Origin of the sequence: Micromonospora sp. WMMD882, from assembly GCF_027497255.1 — a bacterium.
Lineage (GTDB): Bacteria > Actinomycetota > Actinomycetes > Mycobacteriales > Micromonosporaceae > Micromonospora.
Genome location: NZ_CP114903.1, coordinates 1,733,939 through 1,750,158, shown reverse-complemented (window position 1 = coordinate 1,750,158; position 16,220 = coordinate 1,733,939). Strand labels below are relative to the sequence as shown.

Below are 16,220 nucleotides of genomic sequence, written 5' to 3'. Positions count from 1 at the left end.
GGTGCGCAGGCCGTTCGCCGTCACCCTGGGCGTGCTCTCCGCGGTCGGTGGCTTCGTCGACGTCGGCGACATCGTCTCGGCGTCCCAGGCGGGCAGCCGCTTCGGGCTCGCCCATACCTGGGTGCTGCTGGTCGGCGTGGTCGGCATCTGCGTCTACGCGGAGATGGCCGGCCGGGTCACCGCGATCAGCAACCGACCGGTCTTCGACCTGGTACGGGAACGGCTCGGCCCCCGGGTGGCGATGCTCAGCCTGGTCAGCTCGTACCTGGTCACGCTGCTCACCCTGGCGGCCGAGATCGGCGGGGTCACGCTGGCCCTGCAACTGCTCAGCGGCGCCCCCTACCTGCTGTGGGCGCCGTTGGTGGCCCTGCTGCTCTGGTTGGCGTTGTGGCGGGTCCGGTTCGCGCTGCTCGAACGGATCTTCGGCTTCGCCGGTCTCGCCCTGATCGTCCTGCTGGTGGCGGCGGTCCCGCTCGGGCCACCGGTCCACGAGCTGTCCCGGCAGGTCGTCGCCACCACCCTGCCGCCGACCGAGGACTGGCCGACCTACTGGTACTTCGCGGTGGCGATCTTCGCCTCCGCGATGACCCCGTACGAGATGTTCTTCTTCTCCTCCGGCGGTGTGGAGGAACGGTGGACGGCCCGGGAACTGGCCGTCAGCCGGGCCAACGCGCTCGTCGGGTTTCCGCTCGGCGGGGTGCTGGCGTTCGGGCTGCTCGCCAGCGCGGCGGTGGTGTTCGCGCCGGCGGGGGTCGCGGTGGACACCGTCGGCCAGGCGGTGCTCCCCGCCGGCCTGGCGTTCGGCGTCGTCGGCCTGGCGCTGGCGATCATCGGGGTGTTCGCGGCCACCTTCGGCGCGGCGATGGAGACCAGCCTCTCCGCCGGCTACACGGTGGCCCAGTACTTCGGCTGGTCCTGGGGGAAGTACCTGCGGCCCCGGCAGGCGGCGCGGTTCCACACCGTGCTGCTGGTCGGCATCCTCGTCGCGGTGGCGACCCTGTGCACCACCGTCGACCCGGTGCGGCTCACCGAGTACATGCTGATCCTCAACGCGGTGATCCTGCCGCTGACGTACCTGCCGGTGCTGGTCGTCGCCAACGACCGGGGCTATCTCGGCGACCGGGTCAACGGCCGACTGGCCAACACGATGGGGCTGGTCTACCTGGTGGTCGTGGTGGTGGCCGCGGTCGCCGCGATCCCGCTGCTGGTCGTCAGCGGCGCGGGGCGGTGACCCGGTGAGGGAGGTGCTGCTCGCCGCCAACCTGCTCGACCGGCAGATCCTGGACCGGGCCGGCATCCCGCTCGGCAAGGTGGACGACGTCGAGCTGCGGCGGACCCGGGACGGGGTGCGGGTCAGCGCGCTGCTGACCGGGCAGCGGGCGCTCGGGGAGCGGTTCGGCGGGCTGGTCGGCCGCTGGATCACCGCGGTCGCCGAGCGCTGGGACGACGACGGCGACCACCTGCGGCGCATCCCGTACGAGCTGGTGGGGCGGGTGGACGCGGCGGTGCGCCTCACGGTCGCCCGGGACCGGCTGCCCGAGCCGGCCCTGGAGGCGTGGCTGGACACCCACCTGATCGGCCGGATTCCGGGGGCGGGGCGTGACGACTGACCGACGCCCGCCCCGGGTCAGCGACCTGATCGGCGTCCCGGTGGCCGGCCCGGACGGCCGGCGGCTCGGCCGGGTCGTCGACGTGGTGGCCGAGGCGGACCGGCAGGGCCGGCTGCGGTTGACCGGCGTCCTGGTCACCCGGGGGCCGTGGGGCCGGCTGCTCGGCTACGAACGGGACGGGGTGAGCGGGCCGTGGCTGGTGGAGGCCGTGGCACGGTGGATCATCCGCCGCCGGGTCACCCGGCTACCGTGGTCCGAGCTGCCCCCGGACGTCCGCCGACTGGTCGGCTGAGCCGGGGCCCGGGACGCCCGGGGCGAAACGGGTCAGCGCGGTGGTGAACGCGGCCAGGTCGGCGGCCCGGAGGTGGTCGAAGACGTGCCGCCGTACGCTCTCCAGGTGGGTCGGCCAGGCCCGGCGCAACCGGTCCAGGCCGGCGTCGGTGAGCACGGCGTGGTAGCCCCGGCGGTCGCTCGGGCAGCGCTCCCGACGGACCAGCCGCTGGGCCGCCAACCGGTCGACGATCCGGCTCGTCCCGCTCAGCGACAGGGCGGCGCCGGCGGCCAGGTCGTTCATCCGCAACCGCCGGTCGGGCGCTTCGGAGAGCAGCCGCAGGACGGTGTACTCGCTCATCGACATGGACTGCTCGCGCAGCAGGTCGGCGTCGAGCGCCCGGGGGACGGTGATGATCGTCCGGGCGAAGGCGCGCAGGAACGCCTCCTCGTCGGGCGTCAACGGGCCCTGCCGGAGCGGCTCCTCACTCGTCACGCGCCCACAGTAGTTGCTTGACAAAGCAACTACAAGGTTGTTTGCTTGACGCCGCAAGTACCGGCCGAACCCGGCCGACCCCGACCGTGCAGGAGACTTCGTCATGACCCGTATCGGGATCATCATCGGCAGCACCCGCCCCGGCCGTAACGGCGAGCAGGTCGCCAAGTGGGTGTTCGACCTGGCCTCGCGCCGCGACGACGCCGAGTTCGAGCTGGTCGACCTGCTCGACTACCCGCTGCCGCACCTCGACGAGCCGGTGCCGGCGTCGCTGGGGCAGTACCAGAACGAGCACACCAAGCAGTGGGCCGCCAAGATCGCCTCGTTCGACGGTTTCGTCATCGTCACCCCGGAGTACAACCACAGCACGTCCGGCGTGCTGAAGAACGCCATCGACTACCTCTTCGCCGAGTGGAACAACAAGGCCGTCGGCTTCGTCTCGTACGGCTCCGCCGGTGGCGCGCGCGCCGTCGAGCACCTGCGCCTGGTCGCCGGTGAGCTGAAGATGGCCGACGTCCGCCAGCAGGTGGTGCTCTCCCTGGCCACCGAGTTCGAGAACTACAGCGTGTTCAAGCCGGGCGAGTACAACGTGCCGGCCGTGGACATCCTCCTCGACGAGGTGATCGCCTGGAGCCAGGCGCTCGCCCCGCTGCGCGCCACCGCCTGACCCCGGGCGGAGTCGCGGCGGCGGGGACGCTCTCGGCCCCCCGCCGCCGTGACGACGTCGTCGTCCCCACCGACCCTGACGCGTCAGCGCGCCGGGCGCCCCGTTCACCGCGTGTGTTCCTACACTGACCCGATGCGGAGTCGCGCGGCGGTGGCGCTGTGGTCGGTCTTCGGCGTCACGGCGCTCGTGTCGGCGGCGCTCGTGCTGCGCCGTCCCGCCGCCGAACGCCTCTCCGACCTGCACATCTACTACGGCGCGGTACGTCAGCTCCAGGCCGGCGGTGGCCTCTACTCGTACGTCGCGGAAAACGGCGGCCCCTTCACGTACCCGCCGTTCGCGGCGATCCTGCTGGGGCCGGTCGGCCTGCTCTCCGAGACCACCGTCCAGTTCGGCTGGTTGACGGCCACCGGCGCGGCGGTCGTGGTCATCGCGGTGGCCCTGGGCCGCACGGGGGTCTTCCCCGCCCACCGGCGGCAGGTGGCGGTGGCGGCCACCGCCTGCGTCCTGCTGTTGTCCGCCCCGGTGCAGAGCAACCTGCGTTTCGGCCAGGTGAGCATCTTCCTCGTGGCGCTCGCGTTCGTCGACGGGCTGGCGCTCACCCCCGCCCGGGTCCGGGGCGCCCTGATCGGGCTCGCCGCCGCCGTCAAGCTGACCCCCCTGATCTTCGTGGTCTACCTGCTGGTCGCCGGTCGGTGGCGGGACGCGGCCCGCTCGGTGGCGGTCTTCGTCGGCTGCGCGCTCGCCGCCGCCGTGGCGCTGCCCGCCGAGAGTCGGACGTTCTGGACCGCCGCCATGTTCGACACGTCCCGTATCGGCAACCTCGCCTCACTGGGCAACCATTCCGTGCACGGCATGCTGCTGCGGCTCGGGGTGCCGGCCGACACGCTGCCGCTGCTGTGGGCGACGCTGGTGGCGGTCGTCTGCGGGGTGGCCCTGCTGCGGGCCCGGCAGTTGTGCCACGACGGGCGGTCGACGCACGCGGTGGTGCTGGTCGGTTGCGCCTCGGTGGCGGCGTCGCCGGTGTCCTGGACCCATCACCAGATCTGGCCGGTGCTGGCGGCGATGTTGCTGGTCGGGGCGCGGGGCGTGGCGCAGCGGGTCGCGGGCGGTGGGCTGCTCGCCGTCCTGGTGCTGTCGTTGGGGGTGCTGCTGAGCCGGGTCTCGCCGACGCCGGGCGCGCAGTTCGTCTTCGAGAACGCCCGCACGGTGGGCACCGTCGCCCTCTGCCTGGTCGGCTTCGGGGGGGTCGCGGTCGCGGCGGCCGGCGCGCTCCCGGCCAGCCGACGGCGGGGGTCGGCGCGGGCCGTGGTGGCTGTCGTGGCGGCGTTGACCGTCGTCGCCGTGCAGCCGTTGCCGGCCGGCGCCGACCCGACGTTCAAGGCGTACACCGGAGCGGATCTCGACAACCCACGCTACTTCTTCGTCTGCCGCAGTGAGCCGCAGTGCGGCGCGCTCGGCGCGGCGGCCCGGCCGATCGTCTTCGGCCTGGCCACCGAGCGGACGAAGGTGCGGGTGAACGGGGTGGTCGACGGGTCGGTGGCCCGGCTGGAGTACCGCTCCGCCCCGGGCGGTCCGCCCCGGGCCGTCCCGCTGGTGGAGGCGTACCCGGGGCAGCGGCTCTTCTCGTTCCGCAGCGCCACCCTGTCGTACGGGCGGCTGGTCGCCTACGACGCCGGCGGCGCTCCGATCGCCACGTACACGGAGTTCCGGTCGGGGTGACCGGCCGGCCGGCGGCGGCCGGACCGGGGTGGTGGCCGGTCGCAGAATAGTCTCGCAATCGTCTCTAAATGCGTCTCGTAATCAACGGCTCAGGTGCCGGTAGACGGTGGCCCGGGAGACGCCGAGCGAGGCCGCGATCTCCTCGACCGAGTGCGATCCGGCCGCGTGCATCCGGCGGGCGGCGGCCACCTGGCCGCTGCTCAGGGCGCGGGGGCGGCCGGCCCGGCGGGGCGCCCGGGTCGTCGCCGCCTCCGGGTCGGCCGGGTCGGCCGGGTCGGCCGGTCCGTCGAACAGCCGGCGCACCCCGTCGAGGATGTCGGCCCGCAGCGTCTCCGGTGGCACGTGCTGGAAGAACAGCACCGGGTCGGAGCACATGGCGATGGCCTGCCCGGCCCGCACCTGCCCGCGCCGGTCGGCGTCCGGGCCGGCGACCACCTCGTTGGCATGCAGCGAGATCCGGATGAGCCGTTGGTACGTCGGCCCCCGGGCGATCATCGCGATGTCGTGGAAGAGCATGCCGAGGGGCCGGCGGTGGGTGAGCAGCACGTCCACCCAGCCCTCCAGGATTGCCCACCGGGCCCGCTCCGGCGGGAGCCGCCCGGCGGTGTCCACCGTGCGCTCCAGGCCGGCCAGCAGCGGCTCGATCAGGTCGTCGAGGATGTGCTGCTTGCTCGGGAAGTGGTAGAGGATGGCCGCCTTGGTCAACCGCAGCCGGTCGGCGATCTCCTGCAACGTGGTGCGCTGGTAGCCGTGCGCGGAGAAGAGGTCCAGCGCGGTGCGCAGGATCCTGGCCCGGGTGTCGCCGGGAGGTGACTCGTCCACCGGTCGAGGTTAGCCGCCCCCTGACCGGAGGTGGGTGGGGCTGGCGTCGTCTCCTTACCATCGGTCAGTACAGTGGAGGCGTCGGCATCCGTATCGACAGGAGGCGTCATGACCGTCATCTCGGTCCACGACCTGGTCAAGACCTTCGGCAGCAGCACCCGGGCCCTGGACGGGCTCGACCTGCACGTGGCGGCCGGGGAGGTGCACGGTTTCCTCGGCCCCAACGGCTCCGGCAAGTCCACCACCATCCGCGTCCTGCTCGGCCTGCTGCGCCGGGACTCCGGCGAGGTCCGGCTGCTCGACGCCGACCCGTGGCGGGACGCGGTCGCGCTGCACCGCCGCCTCGCGTACGTGCCCGGCGACGTCAACCTCTGGCCCAACCTCTCCGGCGGCGAAGCCATCGACCTGCTCGGCAGCCTGCGCGGTGGGCTGGACCACCGCCGCCGCGACGCGCTGCTCGACCGGTTCGACCTCGACCCGACCAAGAAGTGCCGCACCTACTCCAAGGGCAACCGGCAGAAGGTGGCGATCGTCGCGGCGTTCGCCACCACCGTGGACCTGTACGTGCTCGACGAGCCGACCTCCGGCCTCGACCCGCTGATGGAGGCGGTGTTCCAGGACGAGGTCCGGCGGATCAGGAACGACGGCGGCACCGTGCTGCTCTCCAGCCACGTGCTCGCCGAGGTCGAGGCCCTCTGCGACCGGGTCAGCATCATCCGCGAGGGCCGCACCGTCGAGTCCGGCACCCTCGCCGAGCTGCGCCACCTCACCCGTACCTCGATCACCGCGCAGACCGACCGCCCGGTGACCGGGCTGGCCGCCCTGCCCGGCACGCACGCCGTCCGGGAGGTCGACGGCCGGATCCACCTGGAGGTCGAGCCCGCCCACCTGGACGACGTGCTCGGGCACCTGGTGCGGTTCGGCGTACGGGCGCTGACCAGCGCGCCGCCCACCCTCGAAGAGCTGTTCCTGCGGCACTACGGTGACCGCTCCGCCGCCGCGCCGCTGTCGGCGGGGCAGCGGTGAGCGCCCTCACCGGCGCGGGCCGACTGGCCCGCCTCGCGGTCCGCCGGGACCGGGTCCGGTTGGCGGTCTGGGCGCTCGGCGCGCCGGCGCTGGCCGCCGGCCTCGCGGCCAGCGTCACCGGCCTCTACGCGGGCGAGCAGGACCGCCTCACCTACGCGAGCACCGCCGCCGCCAGCCTGGTCGCCCGGGCGTTCAACGGACCGGTCGCCGGGCCGAGCCTGGGCTCGGTGGTGTTCGCCGAGTCGTACCTCACCCTGGCCGTCCTTACCGCGCTGCTGAGCACGTTCGCCGTGGTGCGGCACACCCGGCAGAACGAGGAGACCGGCCGGGCCGAGCTCCTCGGCGCCTCCGCGGTCGGCCGGTACGCGCTGCTCACCGCCGCGCTCGCGGTGACCGTCGGGGCCAACCTGCTCGCCGCGGCGTTGATCGCCCTGACCCTGGTCGGCGGCGGGCTCCCGCTCGCCGGCTCGGTCGCCACCGCCGGCGCGGTAGCCACCGTCGGGGTCTCCTTCGCCGGGCTCGCCGCGGTCACCGCGCAGCTCTCCGGCACGTCCCGGGGCGCGAACGCCCTCGCCGCGGCGACCGTCGGGGTCTGCTTCACGCTCCGGGCCGCCGGGGACGTGTTCGGTGCGACCACCCCGGACGGCCTGCGGGTGGACAGCGCATGGCCGTCCTGGCTCTCCCCGCTCGGCTGGGCCACCCTGATCCGCCCGTACGACGGGGAACGCTGGTGGGTGCTCCTGCTGCCCGCCGCCCTGCTGGCGGTGACCGTGGCGGCGGCGTACGGGCTGACCGGCCGGCGGGACCTCGGCGCCGGCCTGCTCGCCACCCGGCGTGGCCCGGCCCGGGCGTCCCGGTGGCTGCTCAGCCCGGTCGGGCTGGCCTGGCGGCTGCAACGTGCCGCCCTGCTCGGCTGGGCGTTCGGGGTGGCGGTGCTCGGGTTCGGCATGGGGCTCGCCGCCGACGAGGTCGAGAACATGGTGGGGGAGAACGCCGCGGCGGCGGAGGTGATCAGCCAGCTCGGCGGCGGGGCGAACCTGGTCGACGCCTACCTGACCGCGATGCTCGGGATCTTCGCGCTGACCATCGGCGCGTACGTCGTGCAGGCGATGGCGCGCACCCGGGTCGAGGAGACCGACGGCGCCCTGGAGGCGGTGCTCGCCACGGCGGTGAGCCGCCCCCGCTGGCTGGCCGGCCACCTGCTCACCGCCGGGCTCGGCGCGTTCGCCCTGATGACGCTGGCCGGGGCGGCCACCGGGCTCGGGTACGCCACGGTCGCCGGGGACCCGGCCGGCCGCGCCGGAGAGCTGGTCGGGGCGGCGCTGGTCCGGTTCCCGGCCCTGCTGGTGGTGGCCGGGGTGGTGGTGGCGCTGTTCGGGCTGGCGCCCCGCCAGGCGACGTCGGCGTCCTGGGCGACGCTGATCGTGTTCCTGCTGCTCGGGCAGCTCGGCGCGGTGCTGGACCTGCCGCAGGCGCTGCTGGACGTCTCGCCGTACACGCACGTGCCGGCGCTGCCGTCGGCGGACCTCGCCGTGCTGCCGCTGGCGGCGCTGACCGGCGTGGCGGCGCTGTTGCTGGCCGCCGGTCTGGTCGGGTTCCGCCGCCGCGACCTGACCCCCTGAGCCGCCCGGGCCCGGGACGCCCGGCGCCCGCGCGGCCGGCGGGCGCGGGGGTCCCGGGCCCGCCGGCCGCGGTCAGGACCAGCTCCTTGGCCCGGGCCGCGCCGACCAGCGCGGTCAGGACGCGGTCCGGTCCCGCGGGTCGTCGAGGATGGCGCGGAAGCGTTCCTCGGCCAGATCGAGCTGGTCGTAGATGTGCTCCTTCACCGCGGGCGCGAGGGGGGTGTCCGGCCGGGCGATCAGCTCGCGCAGCACCGGGACCAGCGGCCGGTACTTGCGGGCCGACGAGACGACCTTCGGGCCGACGGTGTGGATCACACCGACCCCGTTGTCGGTGAAGTCGGAGATCTTGACGACCCGGGCCCAGGGTTCCCGGTCGAGGCTGGCCGCCACGTGTTCCCGGTACTGGACGTGCCGGTCACGGCCCGGCTCCCAGGGTGGGTTGGTCACGGCCGCGACGAGCCGGGCGACCCGGACGCCGAACCGGTCGGCGAGCACGCCGAGGGCGACCGGCACCGGGTCGGCGCCCGCCGGGATCCGGCCCGCCAGCTCCACCGGGTGGTCCTCCACCGCGTCGTGCAGCAGCCCCGCCACGATCACGTCGACGTCACGTACCTGGTAGTGGTGCATCATCCGGATCGCCACCCGCAGCAGGTGGTTGAGGTACGGCTCGCGGACCCGCCGGTCGGCGCGGTGCAGCTCGGTGGCCAGGTCGAGGGCCTCGGTCAGCCGACCGCGCGCCGCCGGGTCGAAGGCCAGCGTCTCCAGCCGGAAGCGTTCCAGCAGGCCGGGCTCGCCGTGGATCTCCGTGATCGCGTGCATCGGCATCGTGCCCAGGTACGGCGGAAAATCCATCCGTCACTTATAACCGACGCCCGGTCCCACGCCGGTCGGGGCTCGCCGGTCCGGCGGGACGGGCACCGCGTCCCGGCCGTCCAGGGTGACCCTCCCCGGGCCGCGGCCCGGGGGAGATCGGCGGACCGGGGGCGGTCCCGGGACCGCCCCCGGCCCACGTCGTCTCCGCTACAGCGGGAGCCGGTCGGCGCCGGCGAGCGTCCCCACCACGAGCGGCACCAGCGGGGCCGGCAGCGGCGGGGCTGGGCGCAGGGTCGGCGTCCAGCCGGCGTCCGCGCCCAGGTCCGGGTCGTGGGCGGCGTTGTACGCGGCCACCAGGTCCACCGGGCGGGCGAGCCGGTCGCCGTCGGCGCGCACCCAGTTGCCCCGGGTGGTGACCGCCGTGCCGCCCCAGTCGTGGAGCAGGTCCGCGGCGGTCACCCCGGCGCCCAGCGTGAAGTGGTTGTTCTCCGCGTACACGGCCGACTGCACGCCCACGCCGACGGCGTACTCGAAGTCGTCACCGGCCAGCCGGTACCAGTTGTTGTAGAGGTCGACCTGACCGAAGCGGACCCGGGGCAGCCGTTGCAGCACCCGGTCGAACAGGTTGTGGTGCAGGGTCACCTTGAGCCGCCCGACGTCCGGGCCGACGGTGTTGGACGAGCCGATCAGCATCAGCTTGTCCCGCCCGACGAACCTGTTGTACGTGACGGTGACCAGGCTGGCGGTGTGCGTGACGTCGAGCGACCCGTCGTGCACCTGGTACGGCCGACCGAAGTGCACCGGCTGGGCGCTGTCCGGGTTGTCGCCGTCGGTGAACGTGTTGTGGTCCACCCAGACGTTCTCGCTGCGCCGGACGGAGATCTGGTCGTACTGGGAGTTCCAGTTGCCGGTCTCCCCGTCGGTCGGCGACCAGGCCGGGAAGCAGTCCCGGGCGTCGTCGAAGGTGAGGTTGCGGACGATGACGTTGCTGGCCGTGTCGATCATCAGGGTCAGCCCGGTGAGCGTCGCCCCGCCCCGTCCGACGATCGTGGTGTTCGGGCCGACGTTGATCTGGGTGTGCCGGGTCTGGTTGGCCACCGAGCGCGCCCGAGCGGTCTCCAGCGGCCCGGTCGGCGGCGTCCTGCCCCACACCGCCGGGTCGTACGCGGCCAGGTAGGCCGGCAGCGAGTACTCCGGGTCGGCCAGGTCGGCGCAGTCGAGCAGGGCGCCGTCGTCGCCCTGGAAACCGTCGACGACCCCGTCCACCACGATGATCTTCGGGGTGGCGTTGGCCCGGTTGGTGGCGTTGTCGCCGCCCAGCGCCCGGACCAGGTCGGCGCGGCTGCGGACCAGGTGCACCTGGTCGGCGGTGGCGGTCGCGCCGCCGGTGGTGCCGGGGCCGGCGGCGGCCCAGCCGTCACCGGCCGGCAGGGTCTGCCGGGCGAACCGTTCGACGGGCCGGGGCACCGTCCCGCCGACCGCGGCGACGTCCGGGCCGGCGCCGGCGCCGGGGCCGGCAGCGGTGGCGTCCGGCCCGGCGGCGGCATTCGGGCCGGTGGCGGCGTCGGGCGGCGGGGCGGCCGACGCCACCGTGCCCGGGACGAGAAGCAGGGACAGGGCGACCAGGGCCGCCCCGGACGTGCGGATGCGCATGGGAGTCTCCGAGGTGCTCGGTGGGGTGGTGTGGGGTGGAAACGTCCGTGGCGGCGGTGGTCAGTCCTTCGCCACCACCTCGATCCGGGCCGGCGGGACCGCCCACGGCACCGCCAGCTCCGACAGCAGCGCGCCCGCCTCGGCCGCCGCCCGCAGCGCCGCGTCCACCCCACGGACGGAGACCACCCGGTCGGCCCCCGAGCCGGAGACGGTGACCAGGTCGCCGCCGAGCAGCGTCGGCTCCGGGGCCTGCTGGATCACCTCCAGCACGGTGGTGAACGGCGCCGTCCGGGCCAGCGGCGCGATCAGCGGCGCCCCGACGGCCCGGTGGTCGAGCAGGTTCTCCAGCAGCCCGACCCGGCCGGGCACGACCTGCGCCCCGGGGTCGCCGGGCAGTCGCAGCCGGTCGGTCGGGTACTCCAGCACCGCCTGGCCGGCGGTGCCGTCGACGATCACCTCGCCCCGGACGAAGCCCTCCGCGGCCAGCGTCACCGCCGCCACGATCGGCGGCCCCGACCGGGACGTCACCCGCATGGTCGCCGTGTCGTCCACCTCGATCGGGCGGACCCGGTACCGCTCCAACTCCACCAGGGTCGGCGTGACCGGTCGGCCGACGATCGCCTCGGCGACCGCCAGGCACTGCATCCAGGCGTGCGCGAGCGGGTTGGCCAGCGCACCGTCCAGCACCGGGCGGCCGGCCACGACCCGCCGCCCGGCCCACGGCGCGCGGGCGTAGTAGCCGTCGGCGCGCTGCCAGGCCGCCACCGTGGAGATGCCGACCACGGCGCCCAACCGGCCCTGCGTCACCGCCGCGACCAGCCGGGTCAGCGCGGCCGAGCCGAGCGCCTGGAACCCGACCTGGCAGGCCCGCCCGGTCTCGGCGAGCACGTCGGTGAGCGTCTCGTGCTCGGCCCGGGAGAGCACCGGCGGCTTCTCCAGCAGCAGGTCGGCCCCGGAGGTCAGCACGTCCCGGGCTATCGGCAGGTGGGTGTGCGGTGGCGTGCAGACCACCACCACGTCCGGCCGGGCCCGCCGCAGCATCTCCCGGTGGTCGGTGAAGACGCCCGTGCCCGCCGGCACCGGCGCGTCCGGGTCCGGCTCCACCGCACGTACGTCGACCAGCGCGACCAGCTCCAGCCGGCCCGACGCGTGCAGCGGCGCGATCACCCGACGGTGCCAGCGGCCGTGCCCGTTCGCGCCGACCACCGCCACCCGGGGCCGCCTCCCGCCCACCGGTCCCGTGACCGGTCCGCCCGGGGCCCGGCCGTCGGCCGCCCCGCTCACCGGGCCCGCCCCGCGCTCATGCCGCGCCGGCCAGGGTCGCGGCCACGCCGTGCCGGTCCAGGTCGGTCAGCCAACCGGTGACCGCCGCCCGCGTCTGCTCGTCGGCGCCCAGCTCGGGCGGGAAGACCTCGGTCAGGCCGAACAGCGCGTCGACCACCCCGGTCGGGGTGTCCGGGTGGGCGGCCAGGGCGGCCCGGATCCGGTCGGCCAGCGGATCGTCCAACGGCAGGACCGTGCCGTCGTCCGCGCGGCCCCGGGCGAACCGCATCCAGGCGGCCACCACCAGCGTCGCCCAGCGCGCCTCCCGGCCGGCGGCACGCAGGTCGGCGACGGTGTGCAGGATCCGCTGCGGCAGCTTCTGACTGCCGTCCATGGCGACCTGGAGGGTACGGTGCCGGATCGCCGGGTTGGCGAACCGGGCCAGCACCTGGTCGCCGTACCCGACGACGGACACCCCGGGCGGCGGGACGAAACTGGCCGCCACGTCCTCGGCGACCAGCCGACGCAGCACCGTCTCCAGGCCCGGCACGTCGAGCGCGTCGGCGATGGTCTCCCGGCCGGCCAACGCCCCCAGGTACGCGGCGGCCGAGTGCACGCCGTTGAGGGCGCGCAGCTTCAGCCGTTCCCAGGCCCCGGCGTCGTCGGTGAGCACCGCGCCGGCCGACTCCCACGCCGGCCGGCCACCGGGGAAGTCGTCCTCGATCACCCACTGCGAGTACGGCTCCGCCGCGACCGCCGCCCGGTCGGTGACGCCCAGCGCCTCCCGGGCGACGGCCAGGGTCTCCCCGGTGCTGGCCGGAACGATCCGGTCCACCATGGTCCCCGGGAAGGTGACGCGGGCGGCCACCCAGTCGATCGCCCGCTCGGGCGCCCGCGCGTACGCCAGCGACTGCTCCACCAGCCCGCGCAGCCGGCGGCCGTTGGCCGGCAGGTTGTCGCAGCTCACCAGCGCCAGCGGCCCGGCGTCGGCGGCGGCCCGGGCGAGCAGGCCGCGCGCCAGCAGACCGGGCACGGTACGCGGCGGCCGGTCGGTGGTCAGGTCGGCGACCAGCTCCGGGTCCGGCCGCAGCCGCCCGCTGGCCGGATCCAGTTGGTACGCCTTCTCGGTCACGGTGAGCGTCACCACCCGGATCGCCGGGTCGGCGAGCAGCGCCACCACGGCCGCCGGGTCGCCGGCCGCGTGCCGGACCCCGGCGAGCGCGCCCACCACCCGGGTGTGGCTGCCCGCCGCCGAGGTGGTGGTCACGCTGAACAGCCCGTCCTGCGCGGTGAGGGTCTCCACCAGCGTGGCGCTGCGCGGGGCGACCCCGACGATGCCCCAGTCGCCGCCGGCGCGGGCCACCGCCGCCTCGGTGAAGACCGCCTGGTGGGCCCGGTGGAACGCGCCCAGACCCAGGTGGACGATGCCGGCGGGCACCGTGCCGGGACGCAGCAGCGGCCGGCTCGCCTCGGGCACCCGGCGCAGCGCGTCCAGCCCGAGCGCGGACGCGCCCACGGTCACCGCCATGCCGGGCCGTCCGGGAAGCGGAACTCGGCGATCGACGCCGGTTTCATCGTCGCGCTGTAGCCGGGCTCGGTGGGCAGCAGGTAGCGGCCGTCGCGGGTGCGGACCGGGTCGACGAAGTGCTCGTGCAGGTGGTCGACGTACTCGACCATCCGGCCGTCCAGGCTGACGCCGACCCGCAGGTAGTCGAAGATCGCCAGGTGCTGGACGTACTCGCAGAGGCCCACGCCGCCGGCGTGCGGGCAGATCGGCACCCCGAACTTCGCGGCCAGCAGGATCTCCGCCAGCACCTCGTTGACCCCGCCGACCCGGCAGGAGTCGATCTGCATGACGCCGATCGCCTCGGCCTGGAGGAGCTGCTTGAAGATCACCCGGTTGGCGGCCACCTCGCCGGTGGCGACCCGGCACCGGCCGCCGGTCGCCTCGGTCACCGCGCGGGCGATCCGGGCGTGGCCGAGGATGTCGTCGGCGTGCGTCGGCTCCTCGATCCAGTACGGGTCCACCTCGGCCAGCGCCGCCATGTTGGTGATCGCCTCGTCGACGTCCCACACCTGGTTGGCGTCCATCATCAGCAGCGCGTCCGGGCCGATCTCGGCGCGGATGATCCGGGCCCGGCGCAGGTCGTCGGCGGGCGGCCCGCCGACCTTCATCTTCATCGCCCGCCAGCCGGACGCGTACGCCTCGCGGGTCAGCGCCCGCACCTTCTCGTCCGGATACCCCAGCCACCCCACCGACGTCGTGTACGAGGGAAAGCCACTCTGCTCGAGCACCGCGAGCCGGTCGGCCAGCCCGTCGCGTCCCTTGTCGAGGATGGCGGCGGCCTCGTCGGGGGTGAGCGCGTCGGTGATGTGGTGGAAGTCGACGCTGCCCACCAGCTCCTCGGTCGACAGCTCGGCCAGGAACCGCCACATCGGCTTGCCGGCCAGCTTGGCCCGCAGGTCCCACACCGCGTTGACCAGCGCGCCGGTGGCCATGTGGATGACGCCCTTCTCCGGGCCCAGCCAGCGCAACTGCACGTCGGCGCTGAGCGACCGCCAGAACGTCACCTGGTCGGCGGCGATCTCGGCGACCGTCCTCCCCTCCACGTGGTGGGCGAGGGCGCGGACGGCGGCGCAGGTGATCTCGTTGCCCCGACCGTTGGTGAAGGTGAACCCGGCCCCGGTGACGCCCGCGTCGGTGCGCAGCTCCACGTAGGTGGCCGAGTAGTCGCCCTTGTTGATCGCGTCCGAGCCGTCGCCGGTACGCGCGGTGGGGAACCGTACGTCGTGCACGTCGACGCCGGTGATGGTGACCGTCATGAGTTGCCCCCGATCCTGAAGACCTTCTTCGGCAGCCGGTACGCCAGGTCGACGATGGTCTCGGCCGCCTCGTCCTCGGCCAGCCGGTGCTCGGCGACCAGCCGGGCCAGGAAGGCCGCGTCGACCCGGCGGGCCACGTCGTGGCGTACCGGGATGGAACAGAACGCGCGGGTGTCGTCGACGAACCCGGCGGTGTTGTAGAAGCCGGCCGACTCGGTGACCGACTCGCGGAACCGGCGCAGCACCTCGGGGGAGTCCAGGAACCACCAGGGCGCGCCGAGGTAGAGGGCGGCGTACCCGCCGGCGAGGGGGGCCAGCTCCCGGCTGAACGTGTACTCGTCGAGGGTGTAGACCACCACGGTCAGCCGGGGGTCGTTGCCGTATGCGTCCAGCAGCGGGGTCAGCGCGTGCAGGTACTCGGTGGCCTGCGGGATGTCCCCGCCCACGTCCCGCCCGTGGGTGGCGTGCAGCCACCGGTTGTGGTTGCGCACCGCGCCCGGGTGCAGTTGCATGACCAGACCGTCGTCCAGCGACATCCGGGCGAACTCCAGCAGCATGTGCGCCCGGAACGCCTCCGCGTCGGCGGCGTCGGCCTGCCCGCGCCGGCCCTTGTCGTACAGCGTCGCCGCCTCGGCCGCGCTCAGGTCGAGGGTCAGCGCGGTGGGGTGGCCGTGGTCCGACGAGGTCGCGCCGGCGGCGACGAACGCCTCCCGGCGTCGGCGCAGGGCGCGCAGGAACCCTTCGTACGTGCCGGTGTCCTCCCCGGAGACCTCGGCGAGCCGGTCGACGTTGGCCGACCAGTCGTCGAACTCCATGTCCACCACGTTGTCCGGGCGGAACGTGGTGATCACCCGGCCGCCCGGGCCGCCCCAGCCGTCGGCGGCGAGCTTGGCGTGCCGGCCCAGGTCGTCCAGGGGCGACTCGGTGGTGGCGAGCACTTCGATGCCGAACCGTTCGAACAGCGCCCGGGGGCGGAACTCCGGCTCGCCCAGCCGGGCGGCGAGCGTGTCGTACACCTCGTCGGCGGTGACCGGCGAGAGCCGGACGTGCACGTCGAAGACCTCGCGGAAGGTCTGCTCCAGCCAGAGCCGCGACGGGGTGCCCCGGAACAGGTGCCAGTGGTCGACGAACCGCCGCCAGATGACCCGGCCGTCGGTCTCCACCGGGCTGCCGTCCACCGTCGGCACGCCCAGCTCGGTCGGGCGGACGCCCTGGCTGAGCAGCATCCGGGTGAGGTAGTGGTCCGGCACGATCAGCAGCCGGGCCGGGTCCGGGAACGGCTGGTCGTCGGCGAGCAGCGCCGGGTCGACGTGCCCGTGCGGCGAGATGATCGGCTGCTGCGCGGCGAGGGCGTACAGCTCCCGGGCCAGGGCCCGTTGCCCGGGCTCGGCGGGGAAGAGCAGGTCGGTGCGGTTCGCGGTGGGCACGGTTGTCGG

Annotated in this window: 15 protein-coding genes; 7 read left to right on the top strand and 8 right to left on the bottom strand. The window is 74.6% G+C overall.

The window, feature by feature from the left end; translation table 11 throughout:
- Position 1: 1 nt before the first annotated feature.
- Genes O7606_RS06620 through O7606_RS06610 form a run of 3 tightly spaced genes read left to right on the top strand, consistent with a single transcriptional unit; the run spans position 2 to position 1,902 of the window.
- On the top strand, positions 2-1,231 hold the full coding sequence (locus O7606_RS06620; RefSeq protein WP_281598181.1) for a divalent metal cation transporter: 1,230 nt from the start codon (positions 2-4) through the stop codon (positions 1,229-1,231).
- 4 nt (positions 1,232-1,235) lie between these two features.
- Entirely contained in the window at positions 1,236-1,610 is a 375-nt protein-coding gene (locus O7606_RS06615; RefSeq protein WP_281598180.1) for a hypothetical protein, read from the top strand.
- Positions 1,600-1,902 carry a PRC-barrel domain-containing protein gene (locus O7606_RS06610; protein ID WP_281598179.1) on the top strand — a complete coding sequence of 101 codons (303 nt, stop codon included), beginning with the start codon at positions 1,600-1,602 and terminating at the stop codon, positions 1,900-1,902. The genes O7606_RS06615 and O7606_RS06610 overlap by 11 nt, the downstream gene beginning before the upstream one ends.
- Here the strand turns inward: O7606_RS06610 and O7606_RS06605 are convergent.
- Positions 1,855-2,376: a MarR family winged helix-turn-helix transcriptional regulator gene (locus O7606_RS06605; protein WP_281598178.1), complete on the bottom strand. Its 522-nt coding sequence runs from the start codon at positions 2,374-2,376 to the stop codon at positions 1,855-1,857. The two genes, O7606_RS06610 and O7606_RS06605, sit on opposite strands and share 48 nt — an antisense overlap.
- 103 nt (positions 2,377-2,479) lie before the next feature.
- Here O7606_RS06605 and O7606_RS06600 point away from each other — a divergent pair, with 103 nt between their 5' ends.
- On the top strand, positions 2,480-3,043 hold the full coding sequence (locus tag O7606_RS06600; protein ID WP_281598177.1) for an NAD(P)H-dependent oxidoreductase: 564 nt from the start codon (positions 2,480-2,482) through the stop codon (positions 3,041-3,043).
- Between the two features lie 132 nt (positions 3,044-3,175).
- On the top strand, positions 3,176-4,762 hold the full coding sequence (locus tag O7606_RS06595; RefSeq protein WP_281598176.1) for a glycosyltransferase 87 family protein: 1,587 nt from the start codon (positions 3,176-3,178) through the stop codon (positions 4,760-4,762).
- Positions 4,763-4,843: 81 nt separating this feature from the next.
- Here O7606_RS06595 and O7606_RS06590 read toward each other — a convergent pair whose 3' ends face one another.
- Positions 4,844-5,584, bottom strand: a complete 741-nt coding sequence (locus tag O7606_RS06590) for a TetR family transcriptional regulator (RefSeq protein WP_281598175.1) — start codon at positions 5,582-5,584, stop codon at positions 4,844-4,846.
- 108 nt (positions 5,585-5,692) lie between these two features.
- Here O7606_RS06590 and O7606_RS06585 point away from each other — a divergent pair, with 108 nt between their 5' ends.
- Both O7606_RS06585 and O7606_RS06580 read left to right on the top strand, forming a co-directional pair.
- Entirely contained in the window at positions 5,693-6,610 is a 918-nt protein-coding gene (locus O7606_RS06585) for an ABC transporter ATP-binding protein (protein WP_281598174.1), read from the top strand.
- Entirely contained in the window at positions 6,607-8,232 is a 1,626-nt protein-coding gene (locus O7606_RS06580; protein WP_281598173.1) for an anibiotic ABC transporter, read from the top strand. The genes O7606_RS06585 and O7606_RS06580 overlap by 4 nt, the downstream gene beginning before the upstream one ends.
- Before the next feature lie 114 nt (positions 8,233-8,346).
- On the opposite strand, the gene O7606_RS06575 is transcribed toward O7606_RS06580, so the two are convergent.
- The 6 genes from O7606_RS06575 to uxaC all read right to left on the bottom strand — a co-directional run bounded on the left by O7606_RS06575 (position 8,347) and on the right by uxaC (position 16,211).
- A complete protein-coding gene (locus O7606_RS06575; RefSeq protein ID WP_281598172.1) occupies positions 8,347-9,084 on the bottom strand; it encodes an HD domain-containing protein in 738 nt (245 codons plus the stop codon).
- 168 nt (positions 9,085-9,252) lie between these two features.
- Entirely contained in the window at positions 9,253-10,698 is a 1,446-nt protein-coding gene (locus O7606_RS06570; RefSeq protein WP_281598171.1) for a polysaccharide lyase family 1 protein, read from the bottom strand.
- Positions 10,699-10,758: 60 nt separating this feature from the next.
- On the bottom strand, positions 10,759-11,910 hold the full coding sequence (locus O7606_RS06565; RefSeq protein WP_281598170.1) for a Gfo/Idh/MocA family oxidoreductase: 1,152 nt from the start codon (positions 11,908-11,910) through the stop codon (positions 10,759-10,761).
- An 88-nt stretch (positions 11,911-11,998) separates the two neighbouring features.
- Complete coding sequence (locus O7606_RS06560; protein WP_281598169.1) at positions 11,999-13,489, bottom strand: mannitol dehydrogenase family protein; 1,491 nt, start codon at positions 13,487-13,489, stop codon at positions 11,999-12,001.
- The gene (locus tag O7606_RS06555) at positions 13,480-14,784 is read right to left on the bottom strand and encodes an enolase C-terminal domain-like protein (RefSeq protein WP_281598168.1); all 1,305 of its coding nucleotides are present in this window, start codon (positions 14,782-14,784) and stop codon (positions 13,480-13,482) included. The genes O7606_RS06560 and O7606_RS06555 overlap by 10 nt, the downstream gene beginning before the upstream one ends.
- Positions 14,781-16,211, bottom strand: a complete 1,431-nt coding sequence (gene uxaC, locus O7606_RS06550) for a glucuronate isomerase (protein WP_281598167.1) — start codon at positions 16,209-16,211, stop codon at positions 14,781-14,783. Before uxaC ends, O7606_RS06555 begins: the two co-directional genes overlap by 4 nt.
- Between the last annotated feature and the right edge of the window lie 9 nt (positions 16,212-16,220).